Origin of the sequence: Actinoplanes sp. NPDC026619, assembly GCF_040638295.1 — a bacterium.
Lineage (GTDB): Bacteria > Actinomycetota > Actinomycetes > Mycobacteriales > Micromonosporaceae > Actinoplanes.
This window is the reverse complement of the sequence record NZ_JBEZYA010000021.1, coordinates 181,665-200,472: the sequence shown is the minus strand read 5'-3', so window position 1 is coordinate 200,472 and position 18,808 is coordinate 181,665. Positions and strand designations below refer to the sequence as shown.

Below are 18,808 nucleotides of genomic sequence, written 5' to 3'. Positions count from 1 at the left end.
GCCGTTTTTCCTTGAGACTGGGGTCTGGTGATGCCGACGAGGCCCCGATATCCAGGATTTCGGGCCCGGTTTGCCGTTCAGGCGCCGAGGCAGACGAATCCGGTGCCGCCGGCCGTGCCGGCCAGGGCCTCGGCCGGAGCCTGGCCGGCCGCCAGGGCCCGGTGGAAAGCGATCATCGCGTCGGTGGCGGCCTCGTCCGCCACCCGGGCGACGCTTGCCACCACGGTGGCGGTGCCGGCGGCGAGCAGCGCCGACGCCATGCCGAACGTCTCGTCCCCCGGCCGCACCTCGGTCAGCCCCAGCTCGCAACTGGCCAGCACGACCACGCCGGGCGCGTGCGCCAGCCGGGGCAGGTCGTAGCCGAGCAGCGGACCGCCCGCCAGATCCAGCGCCGAGAACAGCGGGTTCTCCACCTCGTGCCGGCCGTGCGCGGCCAGGTGCGCCAGCCCGGCCCCGTCCAGGGCGGCCAGCGTCGCCGCGGGTGTGGCCGCCTCGCCCGTGAGCACCGTCGCGCCGACCCGGACCCGCGCGATCGCCTCGACCTCCTCCGCGCCACGCGCGATCTCCGGGCCGGCCACCAGAACCGTCTGGCCCCGCAGCGTCCGGCCCAGCGCCGTCTGGCCCAGCGCCGTCTGGCCCAGCGCCGTCCGGCCCAGCGGCATGAGGCCCGGCCGCGTCTGGCTCCGTGCGGCGGTGCGTTCCCGGGCCGCCAGCCAGGCCGTGGCCGACGGTGCGACCGTTACCGGCCGGCCGGCGCAGGATGGCAGCATTCCCCACGGCGCCGTCATCAGCAGTCCCGTCGGCACCACTACCAGGGCGCGGTCGCCGATCAGCGCGCGAATCGGATCCAGCACAGCCGCCTGCAACGCCGCCGCATCCCGGCGGGTGGCGGCGGCGAGGGCCGCGGCAAGCCGCTCCGGCATCGCCCGTCCGGCGCCGGTGTCGAGGTCGGCGCGAAGCCGCAGAACGGCCTCCTCGGCCCGGGCCATCGGCCCGAGAGCATGCAGGGTGACGGCGGAGCGGTCCACTACCAGCGCGTGCAGAGTTTCACCCCCGCAGATGTACGACACCAGCACCGTCTCACCCAGCGCCGCCCGCACCGCCCCCAGCGGCACGACGGTGGCCCCGCCCGCTCCGCCGCGAACCGACCAGGCGCGCTGCCGGATCCGCCGCTGCAGCGCGCCCGCCCGCCCGCGCAGCCCGCCGACCGGCTGCCCGTCGAGCTCCGCCGCCCGGATGGCCTGCCGGGTCTGCCGCAGGTCCTCCAGCGCCGACGCGAACTCCGGATCCGCCGGCGGCCGTACCGGTGACAACCGCAGCGCCTGCGCCCGCACCCGCTCCGACCACCGGAAGACCACACCCGGCCGCCCGTCGGCGACGGCGCCGGCCAGTCCCGCCCGGGCCAGGTCGCGTCCGAGCGCCGAGGCCCCGGTCTGCAGATCGAGACTCCCGAACCGCCCCCGGTACCGGTGCAGCGTCGCCATCCCGGCCGCCAGCTCCCGCGAGGCCGCGCCGGCGTGCCCGGCGGCCCCCTCGACCTCGGCCCGGGCCAGCCGCCACAGCAGCCGGGTGTCCAACCGGTCGCTGCGCCCCGGCACCCCCGCCCGAGCCATCATCCGAGCCGCCACCTGCGGCCGGTCGGCAACCGTCGCCCGAGCCGCGACGAGGGTGGCAACAAGCGCATCCTCGACCAGCCCCAGCCGCCGCAGTTCCCGCGCAAGCCGCCGCGCCCGACCCGCAACCACGGCCCGCCCGGCCGCCGCCCCACCAATCCCTGCCGTCTCGGTGGGCGTGCTGACCTTGGGTGAAGGTGAGGTCGAGGTTGATGTTGAGGTTTGCCATACCGCAGCGGCCGCTGCCCTCGCGCGGTCGTTTTCGCTGCTCAGAGGCGTACCTGGAGGTGAAGTCGAGGTTGAGGGTTGGGGGTTTTCGGGGGTCAGGGTCTCCAGAGTTGCGCGCAGGGCCAGGAGGTCGGCCAAGGCCGCGCGGCGACGGTTCTTGCGGCGGGCGAAATCGGCTCGTGCGGCTGCCGCCCACTCCAGTGCGGCCTCGGGCCGGCCGGCCAGCAGGGCCGCCTCGGCCCTCCCCTGCAGGGCCTCGGCCCGGGTGTGGTCCTGGCGAAGTTCGGTGGCCAGGGCGACCGAGTCGGCGAGTTCGCGGTCGGCCTCGGCGAACAGGCCGGCCGCCACCAGGGCGCGGGCCGTCTCCAGGTAGAGGCCGGACAGGCGGCCGGGGATGAAGCGCTCGTAGTCGGGGCGGGCCGCCGCGAACGCGCCCAGCGCCGCCGGCAGGTTGCCGGCCACGACCTCGAGGCAACCGACGTTCACGCGCAGCAGCGGGGTGACCGGGTCGAAGCCGTGCCGCAGGGCGATCCGGAGCGCCCGGTCCAGGTCATCGCGGGCCGCACCCACCCGGCCGGCATCAAGATGGAGCAGGCTGCGATTGTTGAGCGCCTTCACCAGGTCGAGCGGCTCGGCCAGGCCGGCGATCGCCCGGTCGAACTCGGGCAGGGCCAGGTCGTTACGGCCGTTGCGGCGCAACATCACCGCCCGCTGGCCGTGCACCACCGCCCGGCCGGACGGCGGGAGCAGCGGCTCGGCCTCGTCGAGGAGGCGGAAGCCGAGGTCGACCCGGCCCCGCTCGGACTCGGCCCAGGCGAGGCTGATCAGCAGCAGGCCGCGTACCCCCGGTTCGGCATCCGCCGCCAGCCGCAGGGCCGCCCGCAGCCGGCGCACCGCCAGCGTCGGCCGGCCGTCCTGGTTGGCCGCGTGGCCGGCGGCGTACAGCCGGCCGGCCCGGGCCGGAAGCCCGGGCGGCACGGTGACGGTCGGCCGGGCCGGGAGCCCGGCCGGCGCGGTCACAGCAGGAGCGATGGCGTCACCACCCGGGGCGTGCCGTGGATGACCAACTGGGCCAGGCCGTGCGGGACGCCGTCGAGGACGAAACGGCCGCTCTCGTCGGCGGTGACGGTGCGGGCCGGAGCCGGGGACGGCAGCCGCAGCTCCACCGTCAGAGCGGCGACCGGGGCCAGCCAGCCGTCGAGGCGGACGAGGCCGTCGGGTCGCTCCAGGACGGTAATCATCACGGTGCGGCTGGTGGCGTCGAAGGTGATGGTCCGGGCTCGTTCGCCGGCGCGGGCGGCCGGGGCGGCCGACTCGGCCAGCCGGGCCACCTCGTCCTCGAGGCCGGTGAGGGCGAGCGCGAACAGGACCCGTTCGTCCAGGTCGGGCGGTGGCGGGTCGTAGCGGGCGATCCGATGGAGGATGTCGCGGTCGAGGTCGTCGAGCGGGTCGGTCATGACGCGCCCCAGACCGGGTCGGCGAGCAGGGCGGCGCGGAGCTTGGCCAGGCAGCGGGACCGGGTCGGGCCGATGCTGCCGTGTGGCATGCCGAACGCCTCGGCGATCACCGTGTAGTCCGGCCGGTCCACCTGGGCGACCACCCGCAGCAGGTCCCGGCAGCGCTGGGACAGCACCTGGAAGTGCCGCCACAGCACCCGGTCACGCTCGTCGGTCATCAGCCGCTCGTCCGGCGCCGGCTCGGTGTCGACCGCCGCCTCGACGGCGATGCCGCCGTCGGGAACGTCGCGCCGGGCCCGCTGCTGCCGGTGCCACGCCTCGCGGCGGGTGGTGGTGATCAGCCAGGCGGTGACGGCCCGGGGCGTACGGATCTCGTGCAGCCGCCGCAGCAGTTCCAGCCAGGAGGTCTGCACCACGTCGGCAGCGTCCTCGGTGCCCAGCCCCTGACCCCGGGCGACCCGCCACAGCACCGGGTTGAGGGCTCGGACGAGCTCGCGCAGCGACTCCCGGTCGCCGTCGCGAGCCCGTTCGAGCAGGGTGCCGAGCTCGGCGTCAGACCACATGCGGGCGGGCCAGGTCGCCCGCGTACGCGGCGGCGGAGAACGACGTGCCGCTCCAGTGCGCCCACTGGTCCGGCGGCAGGGTGCTGACCATCTCGACGCCGTCGCGGTAGCGGTCGACCCAGTCGCCGTAGTTGCTGAACGCGGCGTGGTACCGCCCGAACCCGGTGCCGACCGCGGTGACCATGGGGAACGCCGCCGGGAAGATCTCCTCGCCGACGTGGTCGTTGCCGGCCGACGCGACCAGCGCGACCCCGCGGTCGGCGAGCAGTTGCAGCGGGCCCCGCATGTCGGTGAGGGCCTGCTGGTCACTGTGGTCGCCGGGTTCCCGGCCGAACGCCATGCAGATCACGTCGAGCGGATTGTTCGCGTCGACGTGGCGGACCAGCCAGTGCAGCGCGCTGGTCACGGTGGACTCGTTGACCTTGCCGTCGGGGCTCATCACCTTGATCGACAGGATGCGGGCGCTGGGCGCGGCGGCCCGGATGATCCCGGCGATGAAGGTGGCGTGCCCGGACTCGGCGTCGTCGTGACCGAGGTCCTCACCGAAGTCGGCCCCACCCGGACCGTGCGGGATGTCACGACCGTGCGGGATGTCACGACCGTGCGGGATGTCGCGGCCGTGGCTGCGGGCGACCCGGCCGAGCTCCTCGAGCGGCGAGAGCCACGGGTCGGGCAGCTCCCCCGCATCCAGCAGGAACGGGTCGTCCGGGTCGTGCGCCGGGAACCACGGGTGCGGCTGGACGCCGCTGTCGAGCAGCGCGACGACCGGGCGGCGCAGCGCGCCGGGGACCGGCTCCCACGGCAACGGTTTCTGCGCGGCGGTGGGGTGCAGGGAGTAGAGAAACCCGTGCGGGATGTCCCGCCCGGCCGGGTCGAGGAAGTGCTCGCCGGGCGGGTTCAGGAATCGGGTGCCGGCCACCATCGTCGGGTCCAGCCGCACCTCGCCGGCGGAGCCGAGCTCCTCCAGCTTGGCCTGGACCTGGCTCGCGGTCACCCCGGCGGTGGTCACCGGCACGATCAGGCGCGGGTGGGGCGCCTCGATCGGCTGACCGAGGGGCCGGCCGAGATCGTTCTCCTCGAGAAGGTCGTTGAGCCGCTCGACCTCCTTGTGGTCGGCCGTGGCCAACGTGAGGGTGTCGTTGCTGTAGAAGTCGTTGCGCATGTCGTCCGCCTCCAGGCTGGGCGTCTACGTCGGTCACCCATGAGGTGGCCGGATGGGGTTGCGCAGATACCCATCGTGTCGAGCCTGGACAAAGAACACCGTCACCCGAACGGTCACGCGTCGGGGAACACCTGGTCCACCATCGTCAGCAGCGTGGCGGTGAGGAGTTTGTGCACCTGGGCGCGGGTGAGGTCGCCACGCTGGAGCCACTCCCGGGCGGTCGATGTCGCGAGGCCGACATAGGAGCGGGCCATCGCGTGCAGGGCACTGTTGCCGCCGGGCCGGCCGACGGCGGTGAGCACCTGGTCGGCGGCGACGTCGATGGCCTCGGAGATGACCCGGTCGACGTCGGCGTCGGCGGCCATCCCGCCGGCCGTGATCGCGCCGAGCCAGGAGGTGGAGTGCCGGGACACCACGTCGAGGAACCAGGAGACGATGGAGTCGGCGCGGGTGGGCAGGTCGCCCGGTGGCACGCGAGCCAGGGCCGACGGCGGGACGGTCAGCATCACCCGGATCACCTCCAGGTACAGCTCTTTCTTCGTACCGAAATAGTGGTTCACCAGGCCTCGGGCGACGCCCGCGCCGCGCGCGACGTCGCCGGTCGAGACGTCGGCCCAGCCGCGCTCGCCGAACAGTCGCACCGCGACGAGAAGGATCTGCTCGCGCCGGGCGTCCGGCTCCAGCCGGCGGCGCTGGCCCACGTCCACAGTCACGAAGTGGACCTTACGGCACGGCGCTTGTTGACACTCTGCCAACAAGTCGTAAGAGTGATGCCATGCCCACTCCCGGACTGGACGGGTATATCCCGTCGTGGCACAAGCCGGAGCACGACGACCTCGCCGAGCTCGCGCGCGACTTCTTCGCCAAGGAGGTGCTGCCGCACGCCGAGCGCCTGGAACGGCAGGGCCATCCCGACCGCGAGCACTATCTGAAGGCCGGTGAGCTCGGCCTGCTCGGCCTGTCGGTGCCGGAGGAGTTCGGCGGCGGGGGCGGCGACTTCACCCACGAGGCGGTGCTGCTGCACGAGCAGCAGCACGTCGGCGAGGGCAGCCTGGGTCTGGCCGTGCACAGCGGCATCGTGACCGGCTACGTCGTGGAGTACGGCACCGAGGAGCAGAAGCGGCGCTGGCTGCCGGGGCTCTGCAGCGGCGAGCTGGTCGGCGCGATCGCGATGACCGAGCCCGGCGGCGGCTCCGACCTGCAGGCGATCCGCACGAAGGCGGTGCGCGACGGCGACGACTACGTCATCACCGGGTCGAAGACGTTCATCACCAACGGCGGCGTCGCCGACCTGGTCATCCTGGCCCTCAAGACCGACACGAGCCAGGGCGCGGCCGGCATCAGCCTGGTGGTGGCCGAGATCAAGAACGACCCGCCCGGGTTCCGCCGCGGCCGGCTGCTCGAGAAGATCGGCCTGCACTCCAACGACACCGCCGAGTTGTTCTTCGACGACTTCCGGGTGCCGGCGACCAACCTGCTCGGGGCCGAGGGCGGCGGGTTCTTCCAGATGATGCAGCAGCTGCCGCAGGAGCGCCTGGTCATCGGGGTCGGCGCGGTCGCGGCGATGCAGCGGGCGGTCGAGCTGGCGGTGGCGTACGCGAAGGAGCGCACCGCCTTCGGCAAGACCGTGTTCGCCCACCAGAACACCCGGATGGTCCTCGCCGACTGCGCCACCCGCACCCGCGCGTCGCGGATCTTCCTGGACGACTGCATCACCCGGCACGCCCGCGGTGAGCTGGACGTGCCGACCGCCGCGATGGCGAAGCTGTGGCTCACCGAGGGTCAGTGCGAGGTGGTCGACAAATGCCTGCAGATCTTCGGCGGGTACGGCTACACCACCGAGTACCCGATCGCCAAGATGTACGCCGACGCGCGCGTCCAGAAGATCTACGGCGGCACCAACGAGATCATGAAGGAGCTGATCGCGCGTGTCCTCTGAGGCTTTCGTGTACGACGCGGTGCGCACCCCGCGTGGCCGCGGCAAAGACAACGGCGCGCTGCACGGGGTCAAGCCGATCTCCCTGGTCACGGGTCTGATCGACGCGCTGCGGGAACGCAACCCCGGGCTCGACCCCGCAGCGATCGACGACCTCGTGCTCGGCATCGTCTCGCCGATCGGGGAACAGGGCGGCGATCTTCCCCGGGCCGCCGCGCTCCTGGCCGGTCTGCCGGACACCGTGGCCGGCGTGCAGCTCAACCGCTTCTGCGGCTCCGGCCTGGAGGCGGTCAACCAGGCCGCGGCGCGAGTGAAGAGCGGCTGGGAGCACCTGATCCTGGCCGGCGGCGTCGAGTCGATGTCACGCAACCCGATGGGCTCGGACGGCGGCGCCTGGTTCCTCGACCCGGAGACCAGCCTCGCGACCGGGTTCGTCCCGCAGGGCATCAGCGCCGACCTGATCGCCACGGTCGAGGGCTTCGGCCGCGACGACGTCGACGGTTACGCGCTGCGCTCGCAGGACCGGGCGGCGAAAGCCGCAGCCGGCGGCCATTTCGCCCGCTCGCTGATCCCGGTGACCGACGCGAACGGCCTGACCGTCCTGGCCGCGGACGAGCACCCCCGCCCGGACACCTCCCGGGAGGGCCTGGCCAAGCTCAAGGCCTCGTTCGCGGCGATCGGCGAGGCGGCCGGCTTCGACGCCGTGGCGCTGCAGAAATACCACTGGGTCGAGAAGATCAACCACGTCCACCACGCCGGCAATTCGTCGGGAATCGTGGACGGTGCGGCACTGGTCGCGATCGGCAGCGCGGAATACGGCGAAAGGACTGGGCTGACCCCCCGAGCCCGAATTGTCGCAGCGGCGGTCACCGGCGCCGACCCGACGATCATGCTGACCGGACCCATCCCGGCAACGCAAAAGGCACTCGCGGTCGCGAAGCTCCAGATCAGCGACATCGACCTCTTCGAGATCAACGAGGCGTTCGCGGCGGTCGTGCTGAAGTACGAGCGGGACCTCGGCCTCGACCCGGAGAAGGTCAACGTCAACGGCGGCGCGATCGCCCTCGGCCACCCGCTCGGCGCGACCGGCGCGATGCTGCTGGGCACCGCCCTGGACGAGCTCGAACGGCGCGACCAGCGCCGCGCCGTGATCACCCTGTGCATCGGCGGCGGCATGGGCGTCGCCACCGTGATCGAGAGGCTTTCATGATCCGTTACGAGCGTGCGGCGGACGGGATCGTCACCCTCACCATCGACGACCCGGACCAGTCCGCGAACACGATGAACCTCGCCTACGCGGCCGCGATGACCGCGACGCTGGACCGCCTCGAGGCCGAGCGGGACGACGTCACCGGCGTGATCGTGACCAGCGCGAAGACGACGTTCTTCGCGGGCGGCGACGTGCCGATGATGAGCCGGATCACCGACGCCGACGTGCCGGAGCTCTTCGCGCTGCTCACCACGATCAAGCGGGACTTCCGGCGGCTCGAGACCTATGGCCGGCCGGTCGTGGCGGCGATCAACGGGGCGGCGCTCGGCGGTGGCCTGGAGGTGGCCCTCGCGTGCCACCACCGGATCGCGCTCGACGCGAAGGGCACCCGCCTGGGATTCCCGGAAGTCACGCTCGGCCTGCTGCCGGGCGCGGGCGGGGTGACCCGCACGGTCCGCCTCCTGGGCATCGCCCCGGCCCTGATGACCTGGCTGCTCACCGGCCGGCGGTTCAAACCGGCCGACGCGAAGGAGAACGGCCTGGTCGACCAGATCGCGTCGACCGAGGCCGAGCTGATCACCCTGGCCCGGGAGTGGATCATCACGAACCCGGACGCCGCCCAGCCGTGGGACCGGCCGGGTTACCGGATGCCGGGCGGCACCCCGGCGAACCCGAAGCTCGCCGCCCAGTTGCCCGCCTTCCCGGCCACGCTGCGCAAACAGCTCAAGGGCAACCGGCTGCCGGCGCCCGAGGCGATCCTGGCCACCGCGGTCGAGGGCGCCCAGGTCGACTTCGAGACCGCCCAGCTGATCGAGACGCGCGGCCTGATCCGCCTGCTCACCGGCCAGATCGCCAAGAACATGATGGGCGCTCTCTTCTTCGACCTGCGCGCGGTGAACGGCGGGCTGGCCCGTCCGCAGGTGACGACCCTGCCGGCCACCAAGGTGGCGGTGCTCGGCGCCGGGATGATGGGCGCCGGGATCGCCGCGGCGTGCGCCCGGGCCGGCCTGGAAGTGGTCGTCAAGGACGTGACCCCCGAGCTCGCCGCCCGCGCGGCCGGACCGGGCATCGTCACCACCGCCGACGTCGGCGACCTGCGCGGCTGCGACGTCGTCATCGAGGCCGTCTTCGAGGACCCGGCGCTCAAGGCCGCGGTGTTCGCCGAGGTCGAACCGGTCCTCGCGCCCGGCGCCCTGCTCGCCTCCAACACGTCCACCCTGCCGATCACCGGGCTGGCCGGCTCGGTCAGCCGGCCCGCCGACTTCATCGGCATGCACTTCTTCTCCCCCGTCGGCAAGATGCCGCTGCTGGAGATCGTGGCCGGCGAGAAGACCCGGGACGAGGCGGTGGCCCGCGGGTTCGACCTCGGCCGGCGCATCGGCAAGACGCCGATCGTGGTCAACGACGGCCGCGGCTTCTTCACCAGCCGGGTCATCGGCAAGTTCATCGACGAGGCAATCGGGATGCTCGCCGAGGGGGTCCCGGCGCCGTCGATCGAGCAGGCCGCGCTGCAGGCCGGCTATCCGACCGGGCCGCTCGCCCTGGCCGACGAGGTCAGCCTCACCCTGGTCCAGCGGATCCGGCGGCAGTTCGAGGCGGCGGCCGGCGACGCCTTCGAGCGGCAGCCCTCGCACGACCTGGTCGACCGGATGGTCGACGAGCACGACCGCCCCGGGCGGGCCGGCGGGCGTGGCTTCTACGCGTACACCCCACAAGGCAGGCGGACCGGCCTCTGGGACGGCCTCGCCCAGCTCGCCACCCCCGAAGGCCGCGGGGTTCCGTTCGATGATCTCCGCGACCGGTTCCTGTTCGCCGAGGCCCTGGACGCGCAGCGCTGTCTCGCCGAAGGCGTCCTGCGCACCGAGGAGGACGGCAACGTCGGCTCGATCCTCGGCATCGGCTACCCGGCCTGGACCGGCGGCGTGCTGCGCTTCGCCAAGCAGCACGACGATTTCGACGGGCGCGCCGCCCAGCTGGCCAAGCGCTACGGCGACCGGTTCGCAACCGCATGAGCGGGCCACTTTCCGGCATTCGGGTCGTCGAGCTCGCCGGCCTCGCGCCCGCCCCGTTCGGCTGCATGATCCTCGCCGACCTCGGCGCCGACGTCGTGCTGGTCGACCGGCCCGGCGGCAACGGCATCGCGCCGCCGCCCGGCCCGCTGCAGCGCGGCCGCCGGGCGGTCACGCTCGATCTCAAGACCCAGGCCGGCATCTCCGAGCTGTCCCGCCTGATCGCGAAGGCCGACGTCTTCGTCGAAGGCTTCCGCCCGGGCGTCACCGAGCGCCTCGGCGTCGGACCCGAGCAAACCGAGAAGATCAACCCCAGGCTGGTGTACGCGCGGATGACCGGCTGGGGTCAGGACGGGCCCCTTGCTCCACGCGCCGGGCACGACATCGACTACATCGCGATCGCCGGCGCGCTCGAACCGATCGGGCGAGCCGGTGTCCGGCCGCACGCGCCGCTCAACCTGATCGGCGACTTCGCCGGCGGCGGCATGCTGATGGCCCTCGGCATCCTCGCCGCCCTGCTCGAACGGGAGCGCTCCGGCCGGGGCCAGGTCGTCGACGCCGCCATGGTCGACGGGTCGGCGCTGCTCATGACGTTCATCCACGGCATGGAGGCGGCCGGTATGTGGCCGTTCCCGCGCGGCGAGAATCTGCTCGACGGCGGCTCGCCGTTCTACGACACCTACCCGGCGGCGGACGGCGGTTACGTCGCGGTCGGCGCCCTCGAACCGCCGTTCTACGCCGCCCTGCTCGCCGGGCTGGGCCTTTCCGGCGAGGATCTGCCCGCCCAGTACGACCGGGACGGCTGGCCCGTACTCCGGGATCGGTTCTCCTCGGTCTTCGCCACGAAGACCCGGGACGAGTGGGCGGCCGTCTTCGCCGGCACCGACGCCTGCGTCGCGCCGGTCCTGACCCCCTTCGAAGCGCCGGACCACCCGCACAATCGTGCCCGCGGCTCGTTCGCCGAGATCGGCGGCGTCGTCCAGCCGGTGCCGGCCCCCCGTTTCGGCCGCACCCCGCCTCCGATACCAGCACCGTTGGCCGAGACCACCGTCGACGAGGTCCTTGCAACCTGGTAACTCCTCAGGCGCGGGCCCCGGACGCCGAAATCTCCGGGGATGAGCGCGAGCATGGAACCTTCCGTAATGCGAAAGCGGCGCACCCTCGAGGGCGCCGCCTTCGTGGCGCGCGGTCTGGGCCTGGTCTGCACGCTGATCTTCCTGGCCGGAGCGCTCGGCCCGGCCAGTGAGCACGTGCCGCCGACGCTGCGCACCTCGTGCATCCTCGGGGTGTTCCTGATGGTCTGCGGCAACGTGGTCGCGGCGATCAACTTCCGGCGGCCGACCGGCCCACGGTACTCCGCCTACAGCGCCATCCAGGTCGGCATCGACACCAGCACCGTGATGGGCATCGTGGTCTGGGCCCAGGGCTACAGCGGGCAGACCGCGTGGCCGCTGCTGATGATCGCGATCGTGGTCGGCGCCTACCGGCACCGGCTCGCCGGATCACTGGTCGTCTGGTCGGTCACCTCGGCCGGTTTCGTCGTCGCCATGAACGTCATCCCGTCCCCGGCCCTGCGCACCGGCGAGCTGCCGATGTGCCTGATGGTCGGCCTGATCGTGGCGGTGCTCAGCGGCATCCAGGGCGAGGCCTTCGCCCGGCAGGTGCGGGAGCTCGAACTGGCCCGGCGGGCGATGCAGCACCAGGCCCACCACGACGGGCTCACCGGCCTGCCCAACCGCGAGCAGGTCGACGCGTACGCCGCGGCCCAGCGCGGCCGCTCCCTGGCCGTGCTCGTGCTCGACCTCAACGGCTTCAAGCTGGTCAACGACGTCCGCGGCCACGCCGTCGGCGACCGCCTCCTGCAGGAGGTGAGCCACCGCCTGGCCACCGGCCTGCGCGAGGGCGACCTGGCCGGCCGGATCGGCGGCGACGAGTTCATCGTGCTGATGCCGGGCGCCGACGAGCACACGGCCGCCGAGCTGGCCGACCGTCTGCGCGACGACATCCGCCGCCCGGTGGTCATCGACGGCGACGAGGTCGCGGTCGGCACCAGCATCGGCATCGCCTGCCGCCCGGCCGGCTCGTCCCGCACCCTGGACGACCTCACGCGTGACGCGGACACCGCGATGTACGAGGACAAGGCGCTGTCCCGTACCTGAGCAAGTCTGTTGCTTTGCGGTTGCCGGTCTCAGTGATGCCAGTCACGGGCCGATCCTGCTGACACCTGACCACCGCGATGACGCGGCGGCATATCAGCAAGGGGCAGCACATGCGGAGTCTGCACAACATCGGTGTCGCCAAGCGCCTTGGGCTCATCGTCGCCATCGGTGCCGTGCTCCTCGCCGCGCTGGCCGGCATCAACCTGGTCAGCCAGAACAACCTGGCCGCCCAGAGCCGCACCATCACCGGGCTGCAGGCCGGCCTGGCCGCGCTGCACCACCTGGACACCCGGCAGAGCGAGCTGAAGGTCGACGCCTACCGCTCGCTGCTCGGCCAGGACGTCACCCAGGACGTCAAGGACGACGTCCAGTCCTCCGTCGAGGCCGCCGACGCGGTCGCCGCCTCCGGCCTCACCGCCGACCAACTGGCCACGTTCACCAAGATCCGTCCGGACTTCGTCGACTTCAGCGCGTTCATCACCGAGTTCACCAGTGGGGCACTGACGAATCGGGCCGCCGCCGTCAAGAACATCGACGAGATCGCCGAGCGCAACCACGTCACCGACGACGAGCTGGGTGCCCTCACCGACGCCGCAACTGCCTCAGCGCTCACCGAACAGAAGAGCATGGACGACACGGTGGGCTTCACCCGTACGCTTGCCATGGTCGTTGCCCTGGTGGGGTTGATCCTGATGATTGCCCTGGCGATCCCGCTGGTCCGCTCGATCCTCAAGCCGGTCCGCCGCCTCGGCGTCGTCATCGACGCGGTCGCCGCCGGCGACCTCACCATCCGCAGCGGGATCACCAGCCGCGACGAGCTGGGCACGATGGCCGCCGACCTCGACCGCACCCTCGACTCCCTGCGCGGCTCGATGAGCACCATCGCCGCCGACGCCGACATGCTGGCCAGCGCGTCCTCCGAGCTCTCCGCCGTGTCCAGCACCATCGCCGACGCGGCCGGCAACACCAACGCGCAGACCGCGTCGGCCGCCGCCGAGGCCGAGGAGATCTCCCGCAACGTGCAGTCGGTCGCGGCCGGCTCGGAGGAGATGGGCCTGGCGATCCGCGAGATCGCCCAGAACACCAGCGAGTCCGCCCAGGTCGCCGCGGTCGCGGTGGCCGAGGCCGCCCGCGCCGGCGAGGTCATCCGTCAGCTCGGCGAGTCGTCCGCCGAGATCGGCAACGTCATCAAGCTGATCACCTCGATCGCCGAGCAGACCAACCTGCTGGCCCTGAACGCCACCATCGAGGCGGCCCGCGCCGGCGAGATGGGCAAGGGCTTCGCGGTCGTCGCCTCCGAGGTCAAGGACCTCGCCCAGGAAACCGCCAAGGCGACCGACGACATCGGCGCCCGGGTCAACGCCATCCAGCAGGACACCGACGGGGCGGTCGAGGTCATCACCCGCATCTCCGAGGTCATCGCCCAGATCAACGACTTCCAGACGACCATCGCCAGCGCCGTCGAGGAGCAGACCGCCACCACCGGCGAGATGAGCCGCAGCATCGGCGAGGTCTCCAGCGGATCCGCCCGCATCGCCACCAACATCAACGACGTGGCCACCGCCTCGGCGACGTCCCGCGAGGGCGTCGAGCAGACCCGCCAGGCCTCGGCCGAGGTGGCCCGCACCGCCGAGGACCTGCGCATGCTGGTCGCCGCGTTCAAGTACTGAGGTGTTGCCGCGCCGGCCATCCGATGGCCGGCGCGGCGTCATCACTTCTGGAAGCTCAGCAGCGTCACCCCGTCGCCGATCTTCTCCGCGCCGGTCCGCCGCCAGTTGCCGGCCAGGAACGGGAAGACGAACACCTGCAACTCGTCCACCAGGTCGTGCTCCAGCAGCGTCCGGACGAGCTGGGCGCTGCCCGGGACGACGATGTCGCCGTCGATCTCCGCCTTCAGCTTCCCCACCACCGAGGCCACGTCACCGCTCAGGACGGTGGTGCCGGACCAGGCCGGCGACTCGAGAGTGGACGACACGACAAACTTGGGCATGCTGTTCAGCCGGTCCGCCCATTCACCGGTGCGGCCCGGCCAGCGCGGGGCGAGCCACTCGTAGGTGCGCCGCCCCATCAGCATCGCGGCACTGCGAACCGCCTCCGCGCGGCCGGCCTCCGCCCACCCCGCCCGGTCCGGGTCACTGATGCGGCCGAACCAGGAATCCGGATCCGACCCGGCGTCCTCCAGGTTGATGTTTTCGCTGACGATGATTCTTGCCATCGTGGTCTCTCCGTTCACGGTGCTATGCATGTCAGACATGGAGACACCGCGGGGGCGGAAAAGGGGTCGGATGGACTTCCGGGAACTCGTCGAGCCGTACCATCGCGAGCTGCGCGCGCACTGCTACCGCATGCTCGGCTCGCTGCCGGACGCGGAGGACGCGCTGCAGGAGACGCTGCTGGCCGCGTGGCAGGGCCTCGACGGCTTCGAGGAACGCTCGTCGGTGCGCACCTGGCTCTACCGCATCGCCACGAACCGCTGCCTCAACCTGCGCCGCTCGGCCGCCCGCCGCCCACCCGCCGCGTGGGACGTGCCGGCCGTCGACCCGATCCCGCCCACCCGCCTCGGCGAGATCACCTGGCTCACCCCGTTCCCCACCACCCCCGAGGACGGCTACGAGCGGCGCGAGGACATCTCGCTGGCCTTCGTCACCGCGCTGCAGGCACTCCCACCCCGCCAGGTCGCGGTGCTGCTCCTGCGCGACGTGCTCGACTTCCCCGCCGGCGAGGTGGCCGCGATGCTCGACACCACCACCGACTCGGTCAAGAGCGCCCTGAAACGCGCCCGAGCCGGCCTGTCGCACCTCTCTTCCGAGCCGGCCGCCGCTTCCCCGGCCGAGGCCGAGATCCTGGCACGATTCGTCCGCGCCTGGGAGGCCGCCGACATCGCCGCGCTGGTCGAACTGCTGACCGACGACGTGTTCATCACGATGCCGCCGATCCCGTTCGAATACGTGGGCCGCGACCTGGTCGCCCGCTTCTGCGCCGCCCTGTTCGCCGCCGGCCGCCGCTTCGACCTGACCCCTTCACAAGCCAACGGCCAGCCGGCGTACGTCGCCCGCCTGCACGATTCCGGCGCCCCGGCCGGCCTTTACGTGCTGACCCTGCGCGGCCCCCGAATCAGCGCCCTGACCCGCTTCGACGCCACGGTTCTCCGGTCCTTCGGGGCGAAGTCCCTATCCGAGGGCGAAGATCGGGCGGCCCTGGGTGCGCAGGTGGCGTAGCGCTTCGAGGATCGAGCGGCAGTCGTCCAGGGCGTCGTGGGTGGACTCGGCCGGGCCGGGGCGGCCGAGCGCGGCGGCCAAGCCTCCCGACGGCAGGCCCGTGGTTTCCGGCAGGGCCTGGTTGAGGTACTGCCGGATGTTCAGGAACGGCGGCAGCGGGCCGGCCGGCTCGCCGTCCGGTGGGAGCTGGAGGATGAGGTTCTCGCCGAGGATGACCATGTCGTTGCCGTACGACAGGGTGTAGGCGTCGTCGCAGAACTTCAGGAAGCCGTCGAGCGCCTCGGCGAAGCTGACGCCCCGCTCCGCCACAGCCTGTTCGGTGATGCCGGTGAGCTGCTGGAAGAAGCCGGAGAGCCGCGGGTTGCGCACCGGCCGCACCAGCACCTCGAACTCGCCGTCCACGGCCAGCGTCCCGGGGTCGACCCGCAGGGCGCCGATCTGCACGATCTCGCGGAACTCGTCCGGTTTGCTCCATCCGCGCTCCTGCGCGCCGACCCAGGTGGTGAACTCGAGGTCGAAGATCACGATCACCCGCCCACGCTACCCATCGAGGCCGCACGCCAAGCCACCGCACCGCCGGGCATCATCACCCCATGGTGAAACGGGGTAAGCGGGCGAATCTGTTCGACACGGGCGGCGAGGCCGATCCACGCGACGACGGGCTGCACCAGGGCGACGAGCGGGAGACGCTGGTCGAGGCGCTCGCCGCGCGACGTCGAGCGCCAGTGGTTCCGACCTGCTACGCGAGCGGATCGACGGCCGCATCGGGCGGTGATCTACCGTCACGTCTGTATATAGTGTGCATATACAGTCGGGCAGATACGGGGGTCGTCGATGCGTGTGGTGTTGTCCAACAGCGCTGGTGTGCCGATCTACCAGCAGATCAAGGAGCAGGTCGGCGCCGCCATCCTCTCCGGTGAGCTGGCCGAGGGCAGCGCCCTGCCCTCGGTCCGCGTGCTCGCTCGTGACCTGCGGATCAGCGTCATCACCACCACCCGGGCCTACTCCGAGCTGGCCGCCGAGGGCTTCATCGCGACGGTGCCGGGCAAGGGCGCCTACGTCCGGCCGCTGGATTCGGAGCTGGTGCGGGAGCAGTTGCTGCGCCAGGTCGAGGACGGTTTGCAGACCGCGCTGGACGCCGCCCGCCGGGCCGGCCTCCAGCGCGACGACGTCGTGCAGATCCTCGACGGTCTGATCGGAGCTTTCAGTGAGCACTGACAAGGCATTCGCGCTGCGCGGGGTGGGCGCGGCGGTCAGCGGCGCTTTCGCTCTGCGGGACGTGAGCTTCGAGCTGCCGACGGGGTACGTCATGGGCCTGATCGGCGCCAACGGGGCGGGCAAGACGACGATCCTCCGGTGCCTGCTGGGCATGCGGCGGTTCGACGCCGGCGAGATCGAGCTGCTCGGCCGCCCGGTGCCCGGCCCGGTCGCGCTGCGCCAGGACGTCGGCGTGGTCCTCGACCACACGTCCCTGGTCGGCGACTGGCGGCTGTCCGGGGTCGAGCGGACGCTCCGGCCGTTCTACGACCGCTGGGACGGCGCGCGCTACCGCCGGCTGCTCGACGAGTTCGGGCTCGATCTGCGGGCCAGGGTCAAGGACCTGTCCCGGGGCATGGCGGTGAAACTCATGATCGCGGTGGCGCTGTCGCACCGGGCCCGGCTGCTCGTGTTCGACGAGCCGACCAGCGGCCTCGACCCGGTCGCCCGCGACGAGTTGCTCGGCATCATCGGCGACTACCTCGTCGACGAGGGGCACAGTGTGCTGTTCTCCACCCACATCACCGCCGACCTGGACCGGATCGGCGACTACGTGACGCTCGTGCACGGCGGCCGGATCGTCCGCACCGGCACCAGGGACGAGCTGCTGGAGGCGTACCGGATCGTGCGGGCCGGCCCGGATGAGCTGACCGGCCTGATCGGGGTCGAGCTGATCGGCGTCCGGCAGAACTCGATCGGCGCGCAGGCCCTGGTCCGCACCGAGGAGGCCGACTTGATCGGCGGCCACGTGCTCATCGAGGCGCCGACCCTCGAGGAGATCGCCGTCCACATCGGAGCACGTGCTCCCCGCCGGAATCGAGAGATGGCATGAGCGCCGTCGCCCGGATGGTCCTGCTGGATGCGCGCACTGTCGCGCCGTACAAGATCCAGGGTCTTGTGGTCTTCGCCGTTTGTGTTGCGGTCTTGTCCGGCAACAATCCCGCCGTGGTCGTGCCGGCCCTCGTTCTGCTGCTCACGTCGGTGGTTTCCGCCTATCCGTTCGTGATCGCCGACAAGGCCCGGCTGGAGACCCTCTACGCCGTGCTGCCGCTCCCCCGCCGCGCGGTGCTCGCCGGGCACTACGGCTGGGCCCTGACGTGCTTCGCCGCCACCGTCACGGTGGGTACGGCGCTGTCGCTCGTCATCGCGCGGGTCCGCTCCGTGCCGTTCGGCGGGCACACGCTGCTGACCTCGCTGACGTTGTCGTGGGAGATCTTCGTGATCAGCATCGCGGTCCAGTTCCCGCTGTTCATCCGCTTCGGATACAGCCGGATCAGCGTGCTGTGCACCTTCCTGCCGCTGGCGCTGATCATGATGGCCGTCACCCGGCTGCACCTGACGATAGTGACGTTCGCGGCGCTCCTGAAGTGGCTCCCGTTGCTCTGGGTGGCCGGCGCGGTGGTGTTGGCCGCTTCCGTCACGGTGGCCATCGCTACGGACCGCCGGCACGTGCCCTAGCCGGCAAGTCGGACGAACAGGTCGTGGGCCGCGTCCACCTCGGCCGGGTCCTCGCCGGCCAGCAGGTCCATCAGCAGGCCCCGGGAGACCGCGACACCCAGCCGCGCCATCGCCCGGTCGGTGGTGATGCCGAGCCGCTCCCCCGCCCGCTCGGCGTCGTCCAGCCAACTCGCGGTGAGCCCCGGCACCGGCGCGGCCCCCCGGGTGGCGAGCGCGAAGACCTCGAAGAAGGCCCGCACGAACGGCCGGACCTCGGGGCCGGAGACGGCCCGCCACACACCGGTCATCAGCTCGGCGGGCGTGGCCGCGGTCTCGGCCAGCGCGGTCATCGCGGCCCGCTGCTGCGCCTCCATCGCGCCGACCACGGCCGTGAGCAGGCCCTCCCGGGAGCCGAAGTGGTAGAGCAGCATCCGGTGACTGGTGCCGGCGCCGGTCGCGATCTCACGCAGGCTGCGGTCGGCCAGCCCGTCACTGGCCGCGAAGCCGAGGACGCGGGTGAGAAGCTCGTCACGGGAATCAGACATGTACCACATGGTAC

18 protein-coding genes are annotated in these 18,808 nt (G+C 72.1%); 10 read left to right on the top strand and 8 right to left on the bottom strand.

Annotation, left to right across the window (positions count from 1 at the left end; all coding sequences use genetic code 11):
• Positions 1 to 77: 77 nt before the first annotated feature.
• The 5 genes from AB0E90_RS36825 to AB0E90_RS36805 form a co-directional block, all read right to left on the bottom strand.
• On the bottom strand, positions 78 to 2,861 hold the full coding sequence (locus AB0E90_RS36825) for a CHAT domain-containing tetratricopeptide repeat protein (RefSeq protein WP_360416253.1): 2,784 nt from the start codon (positions 2,859 to 2,861) through the stop codon (positions 78 to 80).
• A complete protein-coding gene (locus AB0E90_RS36820; protein ID WP_360416251.1) occupies positions 2,858 to 3,298 on the bottom strand; it encodes a hypothetical protein in 441 nt (146 codons plus the stop codon). The genes AB0E90_RS36825 and AB0E90_RS36820 overlap by 4 nt, the downstream gene beginning before the upstream one ends.
• Complete coding sequence (locus AB0E90_RS36815) at positions 3,295 to 3,861, bottom strand: sigma-70 family RNA polymerase sigma factor (RefSeq protein ID WP_360416249.1); 567 nt, start codon at positions 3,859 to 3,861, stop codon at positions 3,295 to 3,297. Before AB0E90_RS36815 ends, AB0E90_RS36820 begins: the two co-directional genes overlap by 4 nt.
• The gene (locus AB0E90_RS36810) at positions 3,851 to 5,023 is read right to left on the bottom strand and encodes a S8/S53 family peptidase (RefSeq protein ID WP_360416247.1); all 1,173 of its coding nucleotides are present in this window, start codon (positions 5,021 to 5,023) and stop codon (positions 3,851 to 3,853) included. The genes AB0E90_RS36815 and AB0E90_RS36810 overlap by 11 nt, the downstream gene beginning before the upstream one ends.
• A 113-nt stretch (positions 5,024 to 5,136) precedes the next feature.
• Complete coding sequence (locus AB0E90_RS36805) at positions 5,137 to 5,736, bottom strand: TetR/AcrR family transcriptional regulator (protein ID WP_360416245.1); 600 nt, start codon at positions 5,734 to 5,736, stop codon at positions 5,137 to 5,139.
• Positions 5,737 to 5,798: 62 nt separating this feature from the next.
• Here AB0E90_RS36805 and AB0E90_RS36800 point away from each other — a divergent pair, with 62 nt between their 5' ends.
• The 6 genes from AB0E90_RS36800 (at position 5,799) to AB0E90_RS36775 (ending at position 14,007) form a co-directional block, all read left to right on the top strand.
• Positions 5,799 to 6,962 (top strand): acyl-CoA dehydrogenase family protein, encoded by a 1,164-nt coding sequence (locus AB0E90_RS36800; protein WP_360416243.1) that lies wholly within the window; start codon positions 5,799 to 5,801, stop codon positions 6,960 to 6,962.
• Positions 6,952 to 8,169 (top strand): acetyl-CoA C-acetyltransferase, encoded by a 1,218-nt coding sequence (locus AB0E90_RS36795; protein ID WP_360416241.1) that lies wholly within the window; start codon positions 6,952 to 6,954, stop codon positions 8,167 to 8,169. The genes AB0E90_RS36800 and AB0E90_RS36795 overlap by 11 nt, the downstream gene beginning before the upstream one ends.
• Positions 8,166 to 10,181, top strand: coding sequence for a 3-hydroxyacyl-CoA dehydrogenase NAD-binding domain-containing protein (locus tag AB0E90_RS36790; protein WP_360416239.1), 2,016 nt, complete (start codon positions 8,166 to 8,168; stop codon positions 10,179 to 10,181). Before AB0E90_RS36795 ends, AB0E90_RS36790 begins: the two co-directional genes overlap by 4 nt.
• Positions 10,178 to 11,254, top strand: a complete 1,077-nt coding sequence (locus AB0E90_RS36785) for a CaiB/BaiF CoA-transferase family protein (protein WP_360416237.1) — start codon at positions 10,178 to 10,180, stop codon at positions 11,252 to 11,254. The genes AB0E90_RS36790 and AB0E90_RS36785 overlap by 4 nt, the downstream gene beginning before the upstream one ends.
• Positions 11,255 to 11,320: 66 nt before the next feature.
• A complete protein-coding gene (locus AB0E90_RS36780; RefSeq protein WP_360416235.1) occupies positions 11,321 to 12,337 on the top strand; it encodes a GGDEF domain-containing protein in 1,017 nt (338 codons plus the stop codon).
• Positions 12,338 to 12,447: 110 nt separating this feature from the next.
• Positions 12,448 to 14,007 carry a methyl-accepting chemotaxis protein gene (locus AB0E90_RS36775; protein WP_360416233.1) on the top strand — a complete coding sequence of 520 codons (1,560 nt, stop codon included), beginning with the start codon at positions 12,448 to 12,450 and terminating at the stop codon, positions 14,005 to 14,007.
• Between the two features lie 41 nt (positions 14,008 to 14,048).
• On the opposite strand, the gene AB0E90_RS36770 is transcribed toward AB0E90_RS36775, so the two are convergent.
• On the bottom strand, positions 14,049 to 14,552 hold the full coding sequence (locus AB0E90_RS36770) for a dihydrofolate reductase family protein (protein WP_360416231.1): 504 nt from the start codon (positions 14,550 to 14,552) through the stop codon (positions 14,049 to 14,051).
• On the opposite strand from AB0E90_RS36770, the gene AB0E90_RS36765 reads away from it, so the two are divergent.
• Positions 14,476 to 15,555, top strand: a complete 1,080-nt coding sequence (locus tag AB0E90_RS36765) for an RNA polymerase subunit sigma-70 (RefSeq protein ID WP_360416229.1) — start codon at positions 14,476 to 14,478, stop codon at positions 15,553 to 15,555. The two genes, AB0E90_RS36770 and AB0E90_RS36765, sit on opposite strands and share 77 nt — an antisense overlap.
• Here the strand turns inward: AB0E90_RS36765 and AB0E90_RS36760 are convergent.
• Entirely contained in the window at positions 15,508 to 16,086 is a 579-nt protein-coding gene (locus AB0E90_RS36760; RefSeq protein ID WP_360416227.1) for a 3'-5' exonuclease, read from the bottom strand. The genes AB0E90_RS36765 and AB0E90_RS36760 overlap by 48 nt on opposite strands.
• A gap of 303 nt (positions 16,087 to 16,389) precedes the next feature.
• Here AB0E90_RS36760 and AB0E90_RS36755 point away from each other — a divergent pair, with 303 nt between their 5' ends.
• Genes AB0E90_RS36755 through AB0E90_RS36745 form a run of 3 tightly spaced genes read left to right on the top strand, consistent with a single transcriptional unit; the run spans position 16,390 to position 18,270 of the window.
• A complete protein-coding gene (locus AB0E90_RS36755) occupies positions 16,390 to 16,773 on the top strand; it encodes a GntR family transcriptional regulator (protein ID WP_360416225.1) in 384 nt (127 codons plus the stop codon).
• Positions 16,763 to 17,644, top strand: coding sequence for an ABC transporter ATP-binding protein (locus AB0E90_RS36750; protein WP_360416223.1), 882 nt, complete (start codon positions 16,763 to 16,765; stop codon positions 17,642 to 17,644). Before AB0E90_RS36755 ends, AB0E90_RS36750 begins: the two co-directional genes overlap by 11 nt.
• Positions 17,641 to 18,270 (top strand): ABC-2 transporter permease, encoded by a 630-nt coding sequence (locus AB0E90_RS36745; protein WP_360416221.1) that lies wholly within the window; start codon positions 17,641 to 17,643, stop codon positions 18,268 to 18,270. Before AB0E90_RS36750 ends, AB0E90_RS36745 begins: the two co-directional genes overlap by 4 nt.
• Here the strand turns inward: AB0E90_RS36745 and AB0E90_RS36740 are convergent.
• Complete coding sequence (locus tag AB0E90_RS36740; protein ID WP_360416219.1) at positions 18,267 to 18,794, bottom strand: TetR/AcrR family transcriptional regulator; 528 nt, start codon at positions 18,792 to 18,794, stop codon at positions 18,267 to 18,269. The two genes, AB0E90_RS36745 and AB0E90_RS36740, sit on opposite strands and share 4 nt — an antisense overlap.
• Positions 18,795 to 18,808: the final 14 nt, after the last annotated feature.